The 13,797-nt window shown below is 70.1% G+C and carries 17 protein-coding genes and 2 pseudogenes; 9 read left to right on the forward strand and 10 right to left on the reverse strand.

Annotated features, from left to right (window positions below; genetic code table 11):
* Positions 1-92: 92 nt before the first annotated feature.
* On the reverse strand, positions 93-1,142 hold the full coding sequence (locus ACWD4A_RS10035; protein WP_451191795.1) for a hypothetical protein: 1,050 nt from the start codon (positions 1,140-1,142) through the stop codon (positions 93-95).
* A 258-nt stretch (positions 1,143-1,400) separates the two neighbouring features.
* Here ACWD4A_RS10035 and ACWD4A_RS10040 point away from each other — a divergent pair, with 258 nt between their 5' ends.
* Entirely contained in the window at positions 1,401-2,288 is an 888-nt protein-coding gene (locus tag ACWD4A_RS10040) for a hypothetical protein (RefSeq protein WP_451191797.1), read from the forward strand.
* Between the two features lie 178 nt (positions 2,289-2,466).
* Here ACWD4A_RS10040 and ACWD4A_RS10045 read toward each other — a convergent pair whose 3' ends face one another.
* A complete protein-coding gene (locus ACWD4A_RS10045) occupies positions 2,467-3,243 on the reverse strand; it encodes a glycosyltransferase (RefSeq protein ID WP_451191801.1) in 777 nt (258 codons plus the stop codon).
* A 100-nt stretch (positions 3,244-3,343) separates the two neighbouring features.
* On the opposite strand from ACWD4A_RS10045, the gene ACWD4A_RS10050 reads away from it, so the two are divergent.
* Complete coding sequence (locus ACWD4A_RS10050; protein WP_451191803.1) at positions 3,344-3,499, forward strand: hypothetical protein; 156 nt, start codon at positions 3,344-3,346, stop codon at positions 3,497-3,499.
* 207 nt (positions 3,500-3,706) lie between these two features.
* On the opposite strand, the gene ACWD4A_RS10055 is transcribed toward ACWD4A_RS10050, so the two are convergent.
* On the reverse strand, positions 3,707-4,462 hold the full coding sequence (locus ACWD4A_RS10055; RefSeq protein ID WP_451191806.1) for a phosphotransferase: 756 nt from the start codon (positions 4,460-4,462) through the stop codon (positions 3,707-3,709).
* 34 nt (positions 4,463-4,496) lie between these two features.
* On the opposite strand from ACWD4A_RS10055, the gene ACWD4A_RS10060 reads away from it, so the two are divergent.
* Both ACWD4A_RS10060 and ACWD4A_RS10065 read left to right on the forward strand, forming a co-directional pair.
* Positions 4,497-4,778: an RICIN domain-containing protein gene (locus tag ACWD4A_RS10060; protein WP_451191808.1), complete on the forward strand. Its 282-nt coding sequence runs from the start codon at positions 4,497-4,499 to the stop codon at positions 4,776-4,778.
* Positions 4,779-4,994: 216 nt separating this feature from the next.
* Positions 4,995-5,324: a hypothetical protein gene (locus ACWD4A_RS10065; RefSeq protein WP_451191811.1), complete on the forward strand. Its 330-nt coding sequence runs from the start codon at positions 4,995-4,997 to the stop codon at positions 5,322-5,324.
* Positions 5,325-5,360: 36 nt separating this feature from the next.
* Here the strand turns inward: ACWD4A_RS10065 and ACWD4A_RS10070 are convergent, their stop codons facing one another.
* The gene (locus tag ACWD4A_RS10070; protein WP_451191814.1) at positions 5,361-5,591 is read right to left on the reverse strand and encodes a hypothetical protein; all 231 of its coding nucleotides are present in this window, start codon (positions 5,589-5,591) and stop codon (positions 5,361-5,363) included.
* Between the two features lie 609 nt (positions 5,592-6,200).
* Here ACWD4A_RS10070 and ACWD4A_RS10075 point away from each other — a divergent pair.
* A complete protein-coding gene (locus ACWD4A_RS10075) occupies positions 6,201-6,962 on the forward strand; it encodes a MerR family transcriptional regulator (protein WP_451191817.1) in 762 nt (253 codons plus the stop codon).
* A 193-nt stretch (positions 6,963-7,155) separates the two neighbouring features.
* Here ACWD4A_RS10075 and ACWD4A_RS10080 read toward each other — a convergent pair whose 3' ends face one another.
* Positions 7,156-7,503 carry a VOC family protein gene (locus tag ACWD4A_RS10080; protein ID WP_451191820.1) on the reverse strand — a complete coding sequence of 116 codons (348 nt, stop codon included), beginning with the start codon at positions 7,501-7,503 and terminating at the stop codon, positions 7,156-7,158.
* A 202-nt stretch (positions 7,504-7,705) separates the two neighbouring features.
* Here ACWD4A_RS10080 and ACWD4A_RS10085 point away from each other — a divergent pair, with 202 nt between their 5' ends.
* Entirely contained in the window at positions 7,706-8,509 is an 804-nt protein-coding gene (locus ACWD4A_RS10085; RefSeq protein ID WP_451191822.1) for a hypothetical protein, read from the forward strand.
* A 16-nt stretch (positions 8,510-8,525) separates the two neighbouring features.
* Here ACWD4A_RS10085 and ACWD4A_RS10090 read toward each other — a convergent pair whose 3' ends face one another.
* Positions 8,526-9,785 carry a serine hydrolase domain-containing protein gene (locus ACWD4A_RS10090; protein WP_451191825.1) on the reverse strand — a complete coding sequence of 420 codons (1,260 nt, stop codon included), beginning with the start codon at positions 9,783-9,785 and terminating at the stop codon, positions 8,526-8,528.
* Positions 9,786-9,915: 130 nt separating this feature from the next.
* The gene (locus ACWD4A_RS10095) at positions 9,916-10,944 is read right to left on the reverse strand and encodes a methyltransferase (protein WP_451191828.1); all 1,029 of its coding nucleotides are present in this window, start codon (positions 10,942-10,944) and stop codon (positions 9,916-9,918) included.
* A gap of 105 nt (positions 10,945-11,049) precedes the next feature.
* On the opposite strand from ACWD4A_RS10095, the pseudogene ACWD4A_RS10100 reads away from it, so the two are divergent.
* The 3 genes and pseudogenes from ACWD4A_RS10100 to ACWD4A_RS10110 form a co-directional block, all read left to right on the forward strand.
* Positions 11,050-11,530, forward strand: a pseudogene (locus tag ACWD4A_RS10100) (hypothetical protein); the annotation flags it as partial.
* A 110-nt stretch (positions 11,531-11,640) separates the two neighbouring features.
* Complete coding sequence (locus tag ACWD4A_RS10105; RefSeq protein WP_451191831.1) at positions 11,641-12,063, forward strand: nuclear transport factor 2 family protein; 423 nt, start codon at positions 11,641-11,643, stop codon at positions 12,061-12,063.
* Between the two features lie 81 nt (positions 12,064-12,144).
* The gene (locus tag ACWD4A_RS10110; RefSeq protein ID WP_451191834.1) at positions 12,145-12,657 is read left to right on the forward strand and encodes an OsmC family protein; all 513 of its coding nucleotides are present in this window, start codon (positions 12,145-12,147) and stop codon (positions 12,655-12,657) included.
* A 60-nt stretch (positions 12,658-12,717) separates the two neighbouring features.
* Here ACWD4A_RS10110 and ACWD4A_RS10115 read toward each other — a convergent pair whose 3' ends face one another.
* The 3 genes and pseudogenes from ACWD4A_RS10115 to ACWD4A_RS10125 form a co-directional block, all read right to left on the reverse strand.
* Positions 12,718-13,125 (reverse strand): NUDIX hydrolase, encoded by a 408-nt coding sequence (locus ACWD4A_RS10115; RefSeq protein ID WP_451191836.1) that lies wholly within the window; start codon positions 13,123-13,125, stop codon positions 12,718-12,720.
* Positions 13,126-13,136: 11 nt separating this feature from the next.
* A complete protein-coding gene (locus ACWD4A_RS10120) occupies positions 13,137-13,637 on the reverse strand; it encodes a nucleoside deaminase (RefSeq protein WP_451191839.1) in 501 nt (166 codons plus the stop codon).
* A 73-nt stretch (positions 13,638-13,710) separates the two neighbouring features.
* Positions 13,711-13,797, reverse strand: a pseudogene (locus ACWD4A_RS10125) (cyanase); the annotation flags it as partial.

The following is a 13,797-nucleotide window of genomic DNA, read 5'->3' on the forward strand; positions in this document are numbered from 1 at the left end:
GCGCTGGGTGCGGCGGTTGAAGAAGTACTGCGTAGAGTTCCACTGCTTCGACGGGATCGCGGCCAGCAGCGGGGCTTACCGGCGCTGGTACTTCAGCAGGACGGGGTCGATCGCTTTAGGGATGAGCGGGGAGACGGCTCCCGCGGTGGTGATGGCCTCTTCGAGCTCTGTGGGCACGAGAGGCACCTCTTCTCGTGCAAAAACCCCACCGGATGCTCACCGGACGGGGCTGGATGGAGCTGGGTGGGGGCTGGGGATGGCGAAGGCCCCCGCAAGCGGGGGCTGCAGGGGGGCAGCTGGCTGTTACGGGGCAGGCTGGTGGCCGCGCCTCCGGTGGGCGGGGCGGTCTTAGCGAGGGCTTCGGTGACGACCTGAGCGGTGATGAACGTGCCGGGCTTCAGGTCGCCTGCGGCTGCGGCGGCCCGGACGGCGTCGAAGTGCTCGGCGGTGAGCAGCGGGCCGGGCACAGGCGGAGCGGACTCGCCGCTGCTGGTGCCCATGTCGCCGTCGGTACCGGCGTGGGGAGCGCCAGCGACGTCGATGTCGGCGTCCATGTCCGGGTCCATGGCCTGGAGCGCCTCCACGGCGGCGGTCATGGCCGCGGCTGTGATGGTGCGGAGTTCGGCCGGGTCGATGCCGCAGGCCCGCATGGTGAGGCTGAGGGGCCCGTTGTAGGCGTCGATGCAGAAGCCGTCGCCGCCCTCGGGGCCGTCGGGGTAGAACTCGCGGATCTCCCCGAGCCGGGTGGAGAACGTTTCCTCCATCGAACCGTCCTTGTTCCAGGTATCGGGGATCATCGACACCAGACCGAGGGCGGTGGCGCGCTGGATGATGTGCCGCCGGATTACGTCGTGATCTGCGCCGCCCCGGCCCACGGCACGGATCGCGCGGCGCAGGTCGGCCCGGGTCCTGATGGAGTACGAGCCGTCGGTCATCGCCTGGCCCCGGCCGGCCATGGCCCGCCGCTGTTTCGCCGAATATGCCTCCCCAGCCGGGCGTTCGCCGAGTGGCTCGACGCTGGCCTGGACGGACTCGCTGATCAGGATGCGCCCCGCCGACTCCGTGGTCGGCGTCTCGTCCGGTGTGTAGGAGGCGGCGGTCACCGTCGCCCCGGTCACCCCCGGCGTGGCGGTGAAGCCCACGGCGTCGGTCTCCAGGTCATCGGCGGTCGTGACCGTCTCACCCTCATGTTCGATGCGCTGGAGCGAGCCGAGCCAGTAGGCGCTCCCGCATCCGCCGCGGCCCTGGGAGCCGGGTGTCCGGGTGGCTGGGCCGCCTGGCGGCCTATGGCCGGCGCCTTCTGCCCGGCGCTCTGCGGGGAGGGCCGGTTCACTCCTGTCCGGCAGCCGTCCGCTCCTCTACTGTCTGACCGCCCGCACTTCCCTGGAAAGGAATCCAGCATGCGAAGACGCTCGTTACCCGTCCTCCTCGCTTCGTTCTTCCTGTTCCTCGGTTCCTTCCTCGCCCCCGCCGCAGCGACAGCCGCGCCGACCGTGAAGGCGTGGTCCGGCTGGGAGTCCCTCGGCGGCGGCCTGACCTCCGCCCCGGCCGTGTCCTCCTGGAGCAACGGCCGCCTGGACACCTTCGTCCGCGGCTCCGACAACGCGCTCTGGCACAAGTGGTACGACAACGGCTGGTCCGGCTGGGAGTCGCTCGGCGGCAGCCTGGCCTCCGCACCCGCCGCCGTGTCCTGGGCACCGGGCCGCATCGACGTGTTCGCCCGAGGCACGGACAACACCCTCGTGCACAAGTGGTACGACAACGGCTGGTCCGGGTGGGAGTCCCTCGGCGGCTACGTGACCGACACGCCGGCCGTGTCGTCGTGGGCCCGTGGCCGACTGGATGTCTTCACCCGCAGCGGCGACAGCGCACTCTGGCACAAATGGTTTGAAAACGGCTGGTCCGGCTGGGAGTCCCTGGGCGGCAGCCTGGCCTCCGCACCCGCCGCCGTGTCCTGGGCACCGGGCCGCATCGACACGTTCGCCCGCAGCACGGACAACACGATGTGGCACAAGTGGTACGACAACGGCTGGTCGGGCTGGGAGTCGCTCGGCGGCTACTTCACCTCCGACCCGGCCGTGTCGTCCTGGGCACGTGGCCGCCTGGACACATTCGTCGTCAGCGGCGACGCACTGGGGCACAAGTGGTACGACAACGGCTGGTCGGGGTGGGAGACACTGGGGAACGGCCTGACCTCGTCCCCGGCGGCGACATCCTGGGGACCCGGGCGCATCGACGTCTTCGCCCGGGGGAATGACGGGACGATGTGGCACAAGTGGTGGGGCTGAGCCACCAGTTCGCCCAGTGGGGACAGGACCGGGCCCTGGCCCCACTGCCTCGGCACGCTTCCCCCAGGCCGGAGAGTCCCGTCGGCGCGCCGGGACTCAGCCGATCCGCTTCGCGATCAACGGCAGCACGTCCCGCACCCGCGTCGGATGCCCGGATCCGATAGAGCCCTCTCCCCTTCTACCTGCCGGCCGGGACGAGGAGCTCGTCGGGACCCGGCAGACGGTGATCGGTCATGTAGCGGATGACGTCATCGAAGGACGCGAACGGACCGACGGCGCGGCCCTCGTGGTGGCTGTACCAGCGGACATGGAAGCCGGTCAGCCGGTCCGGCTCCGGTTCCGCACGACAGCCTCGCGGGGGCTCCGGAGCTGGTTCAGATCCGGGCGAGGGCTTCGTCCAGGTGCCGTCGGTAGAGGTCATCCCACACCTCCCGGGGTGGCATAGCTGCGGTGGGGTGTCGAGGAGGTCGGCGAGGTGGTGTGCGTTGTTCCAGGTTGTGCTCGCGATGGGGGTGGTGAGCAGTTCCGGGGCGGTGCCCAGGGTGGAGGGGAGCAGGGCGGGGGTGCCGCAGGCGAGGGCTTCGGCGATGGCCAGGCCGAAGCCTTCCCAGCGGGAGGTGGACAGCAGGTAGTCGGCGCTGCGGTACAGCCCCGGCAGGTCGTTGTCGTGGAGGTCCTGGACGACTTGGACGTGGGGGTGCTGGTGGAGGGCGACGGGGTGGTGGACCAGGCCGTGACCGAGGACGAGGGTGACGACGGCGCGGTCGGTCAGCATCGGGAGAAGGTCCTGGAGGCGGTCGAAGCCCTTCATTACGGTCATCTTCCCCAGCCACAGCAGTCGGTGCCGCATGTCGCCGGGCCGGGTCGCGAGGCGCTGCCACAGGGCGTCGGTGTCCGGGCACGCCCGCGGCAGCGGCTCCCGCTGGGATATCTGCCCGCCGGGGGTGAGGCGCACGAGGTTCCCGGCGTGCAGGGGTGCGTTGCGGGGACCAGGGACGAAGCGGGGTGCGGTCCACTCCGTTGTGCAGGACGGGCAGGCGCCGGCCGTAGGCGGCATGGATGTCGTCGGCGGCGAAGTGGCTGACAGCGACGGCACCGTCAGCCACGCTCAGAAGCGTGTTCTCGTCGTCGGCGAGACGGTGATTGCCCAGGGCGCGGGCGGAGAACTCCGCGCGCACCAGGACCGGGGCGCGACCCTCGCGGTCGCGTGAGGCGTAGTGGAGGAGTTCGGCTTCCCAGGTGGAGCACTCGGCGACATCGGGCCGCAGGTCGTCGAGTACTTGGCTGACGCGGGCGCGGGGTGTGCTGGGTGATGAACGTGGCCTCGTGGCCCAGACGGGCGGCCAGGCTGCGGTAGAGGGTGCAGATGCCGCCGCGGGTGATGGCGTGCAGGTCGCGGTGGACGAGCGCGATGCGCATCAGGGCCTCCGGGGGTGCGGGTCGCGGTGCAGGCGGGCGCGCAGCGCCGTCCAGTCGCGTTCCAGGCCGTCGAGTCGGCGTTGGGCCCAGGGGGCCGGGAGCTCGTCGCGGTGGGTGCGCAGCTCGCGGGTGAGCACCATCGCGGTGTTGACGGTGAAGGCGGCGGCGCGGGCGGGGCCGCCCTGGTGGACGCGTTCCTCGATCAGGACGCGGGCGCTGGGATCGGAGGCGAGCAGGACCCACAGCAGGGCCCAGTCCAGGTGGGGCAGGTAATAGCCGGCGAACTCCCAGTCGATCAGGGAGACATCGTGTCGGCGTTCGTCGGGGCGGGTGTTGATGAGGATGTTGGCGGGCAACGGGTCTCCGTGGGCGAAGTGCCGGTCGGCCCCGGCGGTGTCGAGCAGGTGGGCCAGGGCCCGGTGGTCGTCCGTGTCGAGCAGCCCGTAGCCGTGGTAGCGCTGGAAGCGCTGCGGGTAGTCCCAGACCTGCGTGAACGCCCCGGGTGCGGGGCGCCAGTGGGCGAGCCGTCCCACGGTGTCCACGGCCGCCCGCACCCGGGAGGGCTGAAGCGGTACGGGAGGGCAGCGCTCGGTGTGGAGCGGCTGGCCGGGCATGCGTTCCAGGATCACGATGCCCGCCTGGGCGTCGGCGCCCAGCAGGCGCGGCAGGTGCACCGGCGGGGTGCTGCGGGCGAAGGCGTGGTACGCGGCCGCTTCCCGGGCGAACTTCTCCCGCCAGAAACCCTCTTGGGCCATGAGGATCTTGGTGACGGCCGGGGTGTCGCCGTAGATGCCGTCGACGAGCAGGGTCTTGTCCGTGTGGTGCAGCAGGCTGAGAGCGGCGAAGGCGGGGAAGCGGTGTTCGGCGCGGGTCGGGCTGGAAACTGTTCAACTGCAGTCCGCGTCGGCCGCCGGAGGCGGGCGTTCAGCGGGAGGTCCCCCGTATGAGCAGCTCATCAATGCCAACAGCCGAAAATGCGTTGACGTGCTGGCCTTCAGCACCCAGGACGAGACGCGCGTAGAGCAGTACACCTGCAACGCCGGCACCAACCAGCAGTGGACCCTGGTCTGACCCCTCCTTTGGCTCTCCCCATGGCCGGTCGGGCGTGCTGCCAGGGTCTTTTCGGCGGGTTGTGTGACTCCTGAGCGTTTCTGATCGTTGCAGTCTCTGTCCCCGTCTTTCCTGGCTGAACCGGGAACGCTTCCAGGCCTGTTCCGGCGCTGTCCCCTATCGGGACGCTTCCCGCCGGTAGTCTCAAGGAGCTGTCAACCCGAGGGAGAAGGTGGCGTGAAACTCACTGTCCGAAGGTTCGCCGGTGTCGGCACCGCGCTCGCTGCGGCCATGGTGCTCTTGGCTTCCCCCGCTTCGGCCGTCAAGCCGGGCGAGCGGTTCCGCTACGGCAGCCTGGACTGCGTCGCCACGGCAGACACCGCGTGGAACGGGGCACTGAGCTGCACTGGCACCATGAACGTTTCCTGGCGGGCCAAGGTCAAGTGCTACGCGGGCTTCACGTACTACGGTCCGTGGCAGAACAACGCCACCGGCGGTGCCAAGGAGTCCAAGACCGACTCCAAATGTGCCTTCTACGTCGACGACATCGCCATCGACGCCATCTGACCCACGTCCGATGGGGGCCTGTCGCAGCATCCATCGCTAGCAGGTGACTTCGAGATCGTTGGCAGAACAGGCGATTTCGGAATGAAATTCACCGTCCTCCGCGACCGCCCGGAAACGCCCGCCATGCGACTTGTCGTCAGGGAATCCGTCGATGCGCGCGAGGAGTTCGTCCACCGCGGCGTCGAAAGCCCACTGGTCGGCCTCGGCCACACCCTGGCCGGACGACAATGGCCAGATCAACTTGAGGACGAATTCGTAGCTGGGCATGCGGCGGACGTTGGCGAAGCGCTTGTCGTGGATCGTGAGCCGAAGGACGAAGACATTGGTGCTGCGCTTGCCCGGGGTCCTGGGCTGGTAGGCCTGGATGTTGCCCCCACGGGCCGCCCGCGGTGGCCAGCAGAGCAGGCAGTCCGTCGCCGCTGGTGGTCAGCCAGGCGGCTTCGCGGTCGACGGCATCCGCTGTGCTCATCGGTGCCTCCGGCGACGCTCGGGGTTCCACCGCGCTCGTGGCAGGTGCAGGCGGGAGTGGCGGACGCGGCCGGTACGGGGCCGGTGACGGATGTAGTGCACGGCACGCAGCCGGCGCCGGTGGTGACGCAGACCGGTACGGGTCCCGGCATGCCCGGCCTGGTGCATGCCCGAGCGACGTCGCCGATGCACCGCGACCTGGTGGCGGGGATGGCGGCCACGCAACCGGGCGGCGATCTTCGCCCGAGTGGCCCCTGAGAGCCGAACGGCCCCTCGGTGTCCGTGCGGCCGCCGATCGGCGTGCAAGAAGCTGAGAGTTGGGGTTGAACCTGCCGTAGCGGAAGCCTCTACCGTCCTGAGCAGGGCCGTGGGTTCCGGCCCGGTGAAGCACGGGTGAGGGAGGCGGCGGTGGCCTGGTCGATCGCGGAGGTTGCCCGGATGTCGGGTGTGACGGCCCGGACGCTGCGGCACTACGGCGAGATCGGCCTGCTGCCGCCGGCCTGGATCGGGGCCAACGGCCGCCGTTACTACGAGGATCGCCAGCTGCTGTGGCTGCAGCAGGTTCTCGTGCTGCGGGCGCTGGGCCTGGGGCTGCCTGAGATCGGCCGGATTCTGGCCGCGCAGGTCGGCGAGTTGGAGGCTCTGCGGGGCCATCACCGTCGGCTGCTCGCCGAGCGCGACCGGCTGGATGCCCTGGCCGGCACCGTCGCCCGCACGATCACCGAACTGGAGCAGTCCAGGAAGGAGGGCGCAGACATGATCAGTATCAGCCGGCCGGAGAACCTGTTCGAGGGTATCCGGCCTGCCGAGTGCATGAAGGTCCTGCGTGGTTTCCCGGAGCTGGTCGGGGCCGTCGAGCGGCGTACCGCGGCGTTGAGTAAGACCGATATCGAGGCCGACGAGCGTGAGCGCACGGCGCAGATGATCCGGCTGGCGGAGCTGTTGGCCACCGGCCTGCCCGCTGACGCCGACGCGGTGCAGGCCGAGATCGGCACCCAGTACCGGACGCTGGCCCGGAGCCGGGCAGCCACCGCCGAGGAGTACCGCGCGATCGGGCGTTGCTGCGTGGAGAACGAGCACTGGCGCGCGGTGTACGAGTCGATCGCGCCGGGCCTGGCCGCGTACCAGCGGGCCGCCATCGAGGTGTACGCCGCAACCCGGCTGTGCTGAGCCGGGACCGGGCCGCCGCCACGGGGGTGTGGCGGCCCTGCCGGATCGGGCCACTTGCCGGCTCCGCCGGTAAAGGGTGCACAGCTGTCGAGGAACGCCTGCCTCTGCCCAGAGGCACCGAGCCCCGCCGGCTGAGCCCCTGTCGTTCCGGGGCCGGCTGCGCGCAGCCGGCCCCTTCTCGCCAGGACGGGGATCAGCGGTGGCTCACCACATTGACCACCCGGCCGTTGGGGTCGCGGACGAAGAACCGGCGCACACCCCACTCCTCGTCGGTCAACGGGTACACGATGTCCGCGCCGCTCCCGCGCATCGCCTCGTACACCGCGTCCACGTCGTCCACCTCGACGCTCATGTCGGGCACGACCGGAGCGGTCATGTCCCTGCTCAGGAAGCTGACCTGGGCCGTGGGGTTCGACGGTGAGACGAGCGTCATGATCCAGCCGAGGTTCATCGCCTCCTCGAAGCCCAGCAGGCCGTAGAACTCCCGGCTCTCCTCCAGGGCGTCCGACCGGACATCGGGCACCACGCGACGGACTGCCATCGACGACTCCTATGGGTGGGGAGCGAACGTGCCTCTCATCATGCCAAGGGGGTTTCGGCGTGTGCGCGGAACGCCCCGGGCCGGTCGTGACGCCGTGGCCGACGGGCTGGACGCGCTGGACCGGGCCTCGATCCATTAAGCTGATTGGCCAACCCGGGCCCCGCAGGCCGAGACTGTCGGCCCCGTCGCACCGGACAGAAGAGTGGACCCGACACTGACGTACAACCGAGACACGCTGCCCTTCCCCGAGAACCGCGTGCCCCCCGCCGCGCCCACGGACCTGTCGCATTGGGACGATCTCGATCCGGCCCGACACCTCTTCACATGGGACGAGGACGAGGAAACCCGCCTCTGCGCACTGATCCGCGAATGGGTGCCACCCGTGCTCTCCGGCAGGGAGGGTTGGTGGGAGGGGGAGCACTGGTGCGAACGCCAGGTGGACGCGATCATCCGGGAGCGCTACGGGAACTGGGCCCTGGGGTGGAACTGGTGCTACCGGCACGGCGGGGTCATCGGCAGCTGGAACGGGGTCTCCTCGGTGACGACCCCCGAGGAGACTGCCGCCCGCGCCGTCGCCGCGCTGCTGGAGTGGCGGGAGTGGTTGGAGAAGCTGGCCCGGTCCTTTGCGGAGCTGGCGCCGCCGCTGGCAGCCTCCCCCGAGGACCGCAGCTGGCATCTGGAGCGGGCCTCGGTCCGGCTCGTGACGCTCGTACTGGACTCGGGCGGGGAGAGCGGCTGGTACGGGCTGGCCGAACTGGCGCTGTGCTGGTTCCTCACCAGCATCGGCGTGGACCGGGCCGAGGCCGGTCAGGCGGTGGAGACCGCGATCGGCGGCCGGTTCAAGCGCTGGGCCACCCCCGGCCGGATACTGATCGACTCCGTCGGCGAGGACCTCGCCGTCGCTCTCACCGGCCGTCTCCCCTACCGGGACCACCGCGAGCGGGCCGCCCTGGAGGAATTCCACGACCGCCTGCCCCGCGGACGGAACATGTCGCCTCAGGGTTGACGGGGCTGTCGGGTTGTCAGATGCGCGTGTCCTCGACGACGGGCAGCTGGTGGACACCGGTCCCGTTCCGGGTGAGCGAGCGCTTCTGCGGAGTGGCGGCGGCCGGTGCCTTGCCGCAGAACGTGGGCTCGAGAGTGTTCGTCAGGCCCTGGGTGATGACCCCGTTGTTGGACGCGTTCGCGAAGAGGACGACGGTGCGCTTGCCGTCCGGGGTGGCGAACGTCTGGGTCTGGTAGCCCTGGACGATTCCGCCGTGGCCGAGAACCTTGCCGCAGGAGAGGGAGAACTCCCGCACACCCAGCCCGTAACCGACCTTCGCCGTGTTCGTGGGGAGCACGCTCGTCATCTGCCGCAGCGAGTCGTCGGAGACCAGCCCGCCCGAGCCCCCGGCGAGCAGCGCGGTCATGAAGCGGTCGAGGTCACGGGCGGAGGAGACGACGCCTCCCGCGCTCCAGACCCAGGACGCGGTCTGCTCGGTCGAGTCGAGCAGCGGCTTGCTGCGGTCGTCATTGGTGAGGTAGCCGGTGACGTGCGGCCCGGCGATGCTCTTCTCGGGCACCGTGAAGGAGGTCTGGCGCAGCTTCAGCGGTTCGAAGATCTGCTCGCGCAGCAGGTCGGCGTAGGGGCGCCCGGTGAGGTGCTCGGCGGCCAGACCCATCAGCACGTAGTCGGTGTTCGAGTACGAGTACGCGGTCCCCGGGGTGTACTGGAGGCCGTGCTTCACCGACATGGCCACGAGATCCCTGGGCTCGTAGACGTTGTCGCGGATGCGCTTCTCGAAGGCGGCGGTGGTTTCCTCACCGGGCTGTTCTAGGAGGTCGTTGGTGTGGTCGTACACCCCGGCGCGGTGCTCCATCACCTGGCGCCCGGTGATCTGCCAGCTCTCCGGAAGCGTCCCCTGCGGCAGGTAGTCGCGCAGCGGCTTGTCCAGGTCGATGCGCCCCTGTTCGGCCAGGCGCATCACGAGCACCGAGGTGAACATCTTGGTGTTGCTGCCCACCCTGAACCGCCAGTCGGCGTTCATGGGCGTGCCGTCGAGGTCGGCCCGGCCGATGGCCAGCGACCGGCTGAGCTCAGGGTTGCCGTGATCCCGGATCACCGCGAACGCGCCCGGCGCCCCCGAGTCCACGATGTGCTGCAGTGCGTCGCGCACCCCGGACAGGTCCGGCGTGGCGGCCGGGACCTCCGTGGCGGCCGCGCCCGTCGCACCTCCGGCCACCAGTGCCACGGCGGCCGCGAGAGTGGTCACCGAACGCGCGATCTTGATTCTCACCATGAGTAGAGATACCTCTGTTCCCCGGCGACTTGTGCATGGTCCCGGTTGCGTGGCAGGTGTGCGACCAAGATCGTATAGGGATGCCGGGGGTTGGTTTCCGGCCAACCCACCCGCCCCGGCCCGCACCGCCTCAGGCCCGTACCGCCTCCACGATCGACAGGACGGTCCCTGTCGGGATGACCCGCGCCAGCCGCAGCCCCGCGTCCTCGAAGAGCCCGGCGAACTCGGTCCCGGTCCGTTCCCGGCCCACGAGGGAGGCCATCATCATCAGGTCCAGCGTCTTGCCCTGATGCGGGGCGTTGCCGGCGGGGATGACCGCGTCGACGACCAGGACGCGGCCGCCCGGTGCCATCGCCTCGCGGCAGTTCCGCAGGACGCGTACGCACTGGGCGTCGTCCCAGTCGTGCAGGATGCGCTTGAGGAAGTAGAGGTCACCGCGTGGCACCGTGGTGAAGAAGTCGCCCTCCTGCGTGGCCCAGCGACCCACGACGTCCTCCGCGTCCGCCAGCCGGTGGCCGGCCAGGACGTGCGGCTGATCGTAGAGCACGCCGCGCAGGCTCGCCGGGCCCGTGCGCAACGCCGCGAGGAGCAGGCCGCCGTGGCCGCCGCCGACGTCCACGACCGTGGCCGGCGCCGTGGGGTAGTCGTACGCGTCGGCGATGGGCTCGTTCTCCGCGTCGGACATCGAGGCCATGCCCTCGTGGAAGATCCTGGCCGTGTCGGCGTCCTTGGCGAAGTGATCGAAGAACGGCATGCCGAAGATGGACGGGAACGCCGACGTACCACCCTCCAGACAGCGGGTCATTTCCCCGGCCGGCAGCCACATGGTGCGGTCCGTCAGCATCAGCACGGCTGAACGTACGGACACGGGCGCGTCCGTACGCAGCGCGTCGCCGGCCTCGGTCAGGCGGAAGCGGCCCTCGTCGTCCTCCTCGAACAGGCCACGGGTGGACAGCAAGCGCAGGACGCGGCGGAGGCTCACCGGGTCGGTGCCGGTGGCCTCGGCCAATTCCGCGGGGGTGCGGGGGCCTTGGGCCAGGTGGTCGGCCACGCCGACGGATGCCGCCGCGCGCAACGCCGCGGGGTAGAGGTACCCGACGGCTTCCTCGATCAGCCGCGCGGCACTCTCCCGCGCGGCGCTGCCACATACGTCTGTCACGTTCACTGCCTCCGTGAGTCGGCCTTGAGGATCTTCCTCCCCGTGCCGTCCAGCCTGCCCGTTCCTCCCGTCCTCCGAGCGATGACTTTGCGACTTTGGCTGTAGGAAGTACTTGCCGCACACGGGTACTCAGGTGCCCTGCACCGCTGGCTGGATCTCTACGAGGAGAAGCTCGAGGAATTCCCCGCCGCTGTGGCTCCCGTCACCGACACCGACTGGCGTGCCGCACTGGGGGACCCGCGCCGGGCCGCCGACTGGATCGCGTACTTCACCCGGGCCGTCGCCGATCACCCCGGGAAGGATCTGCTGGCGGTGTGGTGGCCCGCGGCTGACCGAGTTGGTATGGGTGCCGGGTCTGCACGCGGCGTGGACGGCCTCCGCGGCGGTGACGGCGATGTACGCCACGGAGGACCCGGTCCCGTACGTGGCCCCCGGCCGCGTCAGCGCCGAAGAAGTTTTCGAGCGGGCCCTTGCTCACGGTGATGAGCATGTCATCAAACTGGCCGACACGGCGCTGGACGTAGGCGACGAGCGAGCGCTCGCTGCAGCGCTCCGCGCCGTCGAACTCAGCGAGCCCATGGGCTGAATCGGAGGAACCGGCGCCCGGCGAGCCGGATCCAGCCCTTCCTCCGGCGATCCGGTCGCGTCGACAATGGCACCACCGGGAAGCGGTAATGGAACTACTAGGGTTGGCGCATGCCGACCCGTCAGCAGCATCCCAACATCGATACCGCGATGCGCTATCACCAAGCCGTTGCCCGGTGGGCGAGCAGCGAAGAACTCGCCGAATTCCTCCACGAGGACGTCAAGCACCGCGAGTTCCCCAACGCCCTCTTCCCGGACGGTGTCGTACGCGACCGGGACGCCATGCTCGCGGCCTCGGAGCGGGGCCGCGCGACGCTCGCCCACCAGCAGTTCGAAGTGCTCAACGCGGTAGCGGTGGGGGACCAGGTTGCCATGGAGGTCTTCTGGACCGGGACCTTCACCGCCGCCTTCGCCGCGGCGCCCTGGGGCGAGAGCGTCCTGTACGCCCATATAGCGACGTTCCTCGAATTCCGCGACGGCAAGATCGTCGCTCAGCGCAACTACGATTGCTACGAGCGGGGGCCCCGTGACTGACGTGGGGCCGAAGGGATTCTTCGCCCGCCAGACATCAACTTCATGACAGTTGACCGCCGTGGCCGAAACCTGGGAGCAGGCATGTCCGAGTCGCACCCCACCCTTGAGCAGGCAGACGCAGCATCGGAAGCGCGCCGAGTGCCGGGCGACGGCCTGGTGGTCGTGACCGAGAACGGAGTCGGCACCTACGGGCAGCACATCCAGGCGGGCCCCCATGTACTGGTGGCCGACGAACCCGAGCCGGCGGGTGCCGACAGCGGCCCCAACCCTTACGACCTGCTCCTCGCCGCCCTGGGCACCTGCACGTCGATGACGGTGCGCATGTACGCCGAACGCAAGGGATGGCCGCTGGAGCAGGTGACCGTATCCCTGCGCCACCAGCGCGTCCACGTCGACGACTGCGCCGAGGACTGCGCCGACGGTGAAACCGGCCGCGGGGGGCTGATCGACAGGATCACCCGGGAGATCCGGCTCGACGGCGACCTCGACGCCGACCAGCGTAAGCGGCTGATGGACATCGCCGAGAGGTGCCCGGTCCACCGCACCCTCACCTCCAGGACCCTGATCGCGACCACCGAGTCCGCACAGGGGTGACCGGACAGAACGCGGTGCGCCGCCCCGGGGGGGGGGGCGGCGCACGGGCAGTGGGAGCGGCTACCGGCGCAGGAGTTCGCCGGTGGCGGCCAGGCGGTCCAGGACCTCCCGGGCGGTGGCACTGGCACGCGGCCGGTCGCCGTGTGCCAGGTAGGCGATCTCGGCGATCTCCCGGGACGCCACCGGCTCACCGGAGCCGTCGGCGGTGAAGCAGAACGTGCGCACCACCGTGCCGGCCGGTTTGCCGTCGGCGGCGGCCTCCACGATCAGCGTGGCCGTCACGGTCGCCGCGTCCAGGGTCACGCCGAGCTCCTCGGCGATCTCACGGACCAGCGCCTGCTCATGGGTTTCACCGGGTTCGGGCTTGCCGCCGGGCAGGTAGAAGAGGTCACGGCCGTGGGTGCGGGCGGCGAGGAGGCGGCCCGCGTCCAGCCGGAGCCATGCCACCTTCTCGATCACATCGGACATGGGCACACCTCTCAGACGGCGGTGGGGGCGCCGGTCACGCGGCGCTCGCCGCCGTTGCGGTCCTGCCACAGCTTGTAGACGTCGACGGCGGCGTCGCGCGCCTCGTGGCGCATGGGCAGGCGCCGCTCGGTCCAGTCCTTGGCGAACTCGCCGTAGAAGGTGTCGAGTTCGAAGTACTTGCGGTCGTCGACGTAGTGGGGCTCGTAGGCGTCGCGCGTGGTGAGGAAGACGACCTCGTCGGGGGAGCAGTAGTAGAGCGAGCCGAGGCACATCGGGCAGGGGTGGGCGAGGACGTAGATGGTGGTGCCGGTCAGATGCTCGGTGCCCAGCTTCACGCAGGCCTCGCGGATGGCGAGCACTTCGGCGTGGGCGGTCGGATCGTTGGTCTGGGTGACCAGGTTCGGGCTCTCGGCGAGGATCTCACCGTCCTTGACGATGACGGTCGCGAACGGGCGGCCGCCCTCTTCGACGTTGCGTCGGGCGATGTCGATGGTGCGCTGTGCGAAGTCCATGGGATTCCTCCGGGGGAGCGTTTTTCTGAAGGGGGAAAACCGGTGGGGGCCGCTCGGGCCCCCGTCCGGTGGGTCAGAAGGGCTTGGTCGGGAGGTACTTGCCGTCGAGGGTGATGACGGCGCGCTCGCCGCCGTCGGGGTCGGCGACCTTCTTGACGTC

The organism is Streptomyces sp. NPDC002537, from assembly GCF_053594975.1.

Bases quoted from the DNA above. Each gene is read 5' to 3' on its own strand.
- ACWD4A_RS10090 (WP_451191825.1), bottom strand. From the start codon at position 9,785: ATGGTGAGAATCAAGATCGCGCGTTCGGTGACCACTCTCGCGGCCGCC.
- ACWD4A_RS10050 (WP_451191803.1), top strand. From the start codon at position 3,344: ATGGATGTCGTCGGCGGCGAAGTGGCTGACAGCGACGGCACCGTCAGC.
- ACWD4A_RS10115 (WP_451191836.1), bottom strand. From the start codon at position 13,125: ATGTCCGATGTGATCGAGAAGGTGGCATGGCTCCGGCTGGACGCGGGC.
- ACWD4A_RS10105 (WP_451191831.1), top strand. From the start codon at position 11,641: ATGCCGACCCGTCAGCAGCATCCCAACATCGATACCGCGATGCGCTAT.
- ACWD4A_RS10055 (WP_451191806.1), bottom strand. From the start codon at position 4,462: ATGGCCCAAGAGGGTTTCTGGCGGGAGAAGTTCGCCCGGGAAGCGGCC.
- ACWD4A_RS10040 (WP_451191797.1), top strand. From the start codon at position 1,401: ATGCGAAGACGCTCGTTACCCGTCCTCCTCGCTTCGTTCTTCCTGTTC.
- ACWD4A_RS10070 (WP_451191814.1), bottom strand. From the start codon at position 5,591: ATGCCCAGCTACGAATTCGTCCTCAAGTTGATCTGGCCATTGTCGTCC.
- ACWD4A_RS10080 (WP_451191820.1), bottom strand. From the start codon at position 7,503: ATGGCAGTCCGTCGCGTGGTGCCCGATGTCCGGTCGGACGCCCTGGAG.
- ACWD4A_RS10060 (WP_451191808.1), top strand. From the start codon at position 4,497: ATGCCGTCGACGAGCAGGGTCTTGTCCGTGTGGTGCAGCAGGCTGAGA.
- ACWD4A_RS10110 (WP_451191834.1), top strand. From the start codon at position 12,145: ATGTCCGAGTCGCACCCCACCCTTGAGCAGGCAGACGCAGCATCGGAA.
- ACWD4A_RS10120 (WP_451191839.1), bottom strand. From the start codon at position 13,637: ATGGACTTCGCACAGCGCACCATCGACATCGCCCGACGCAACGTCGAA.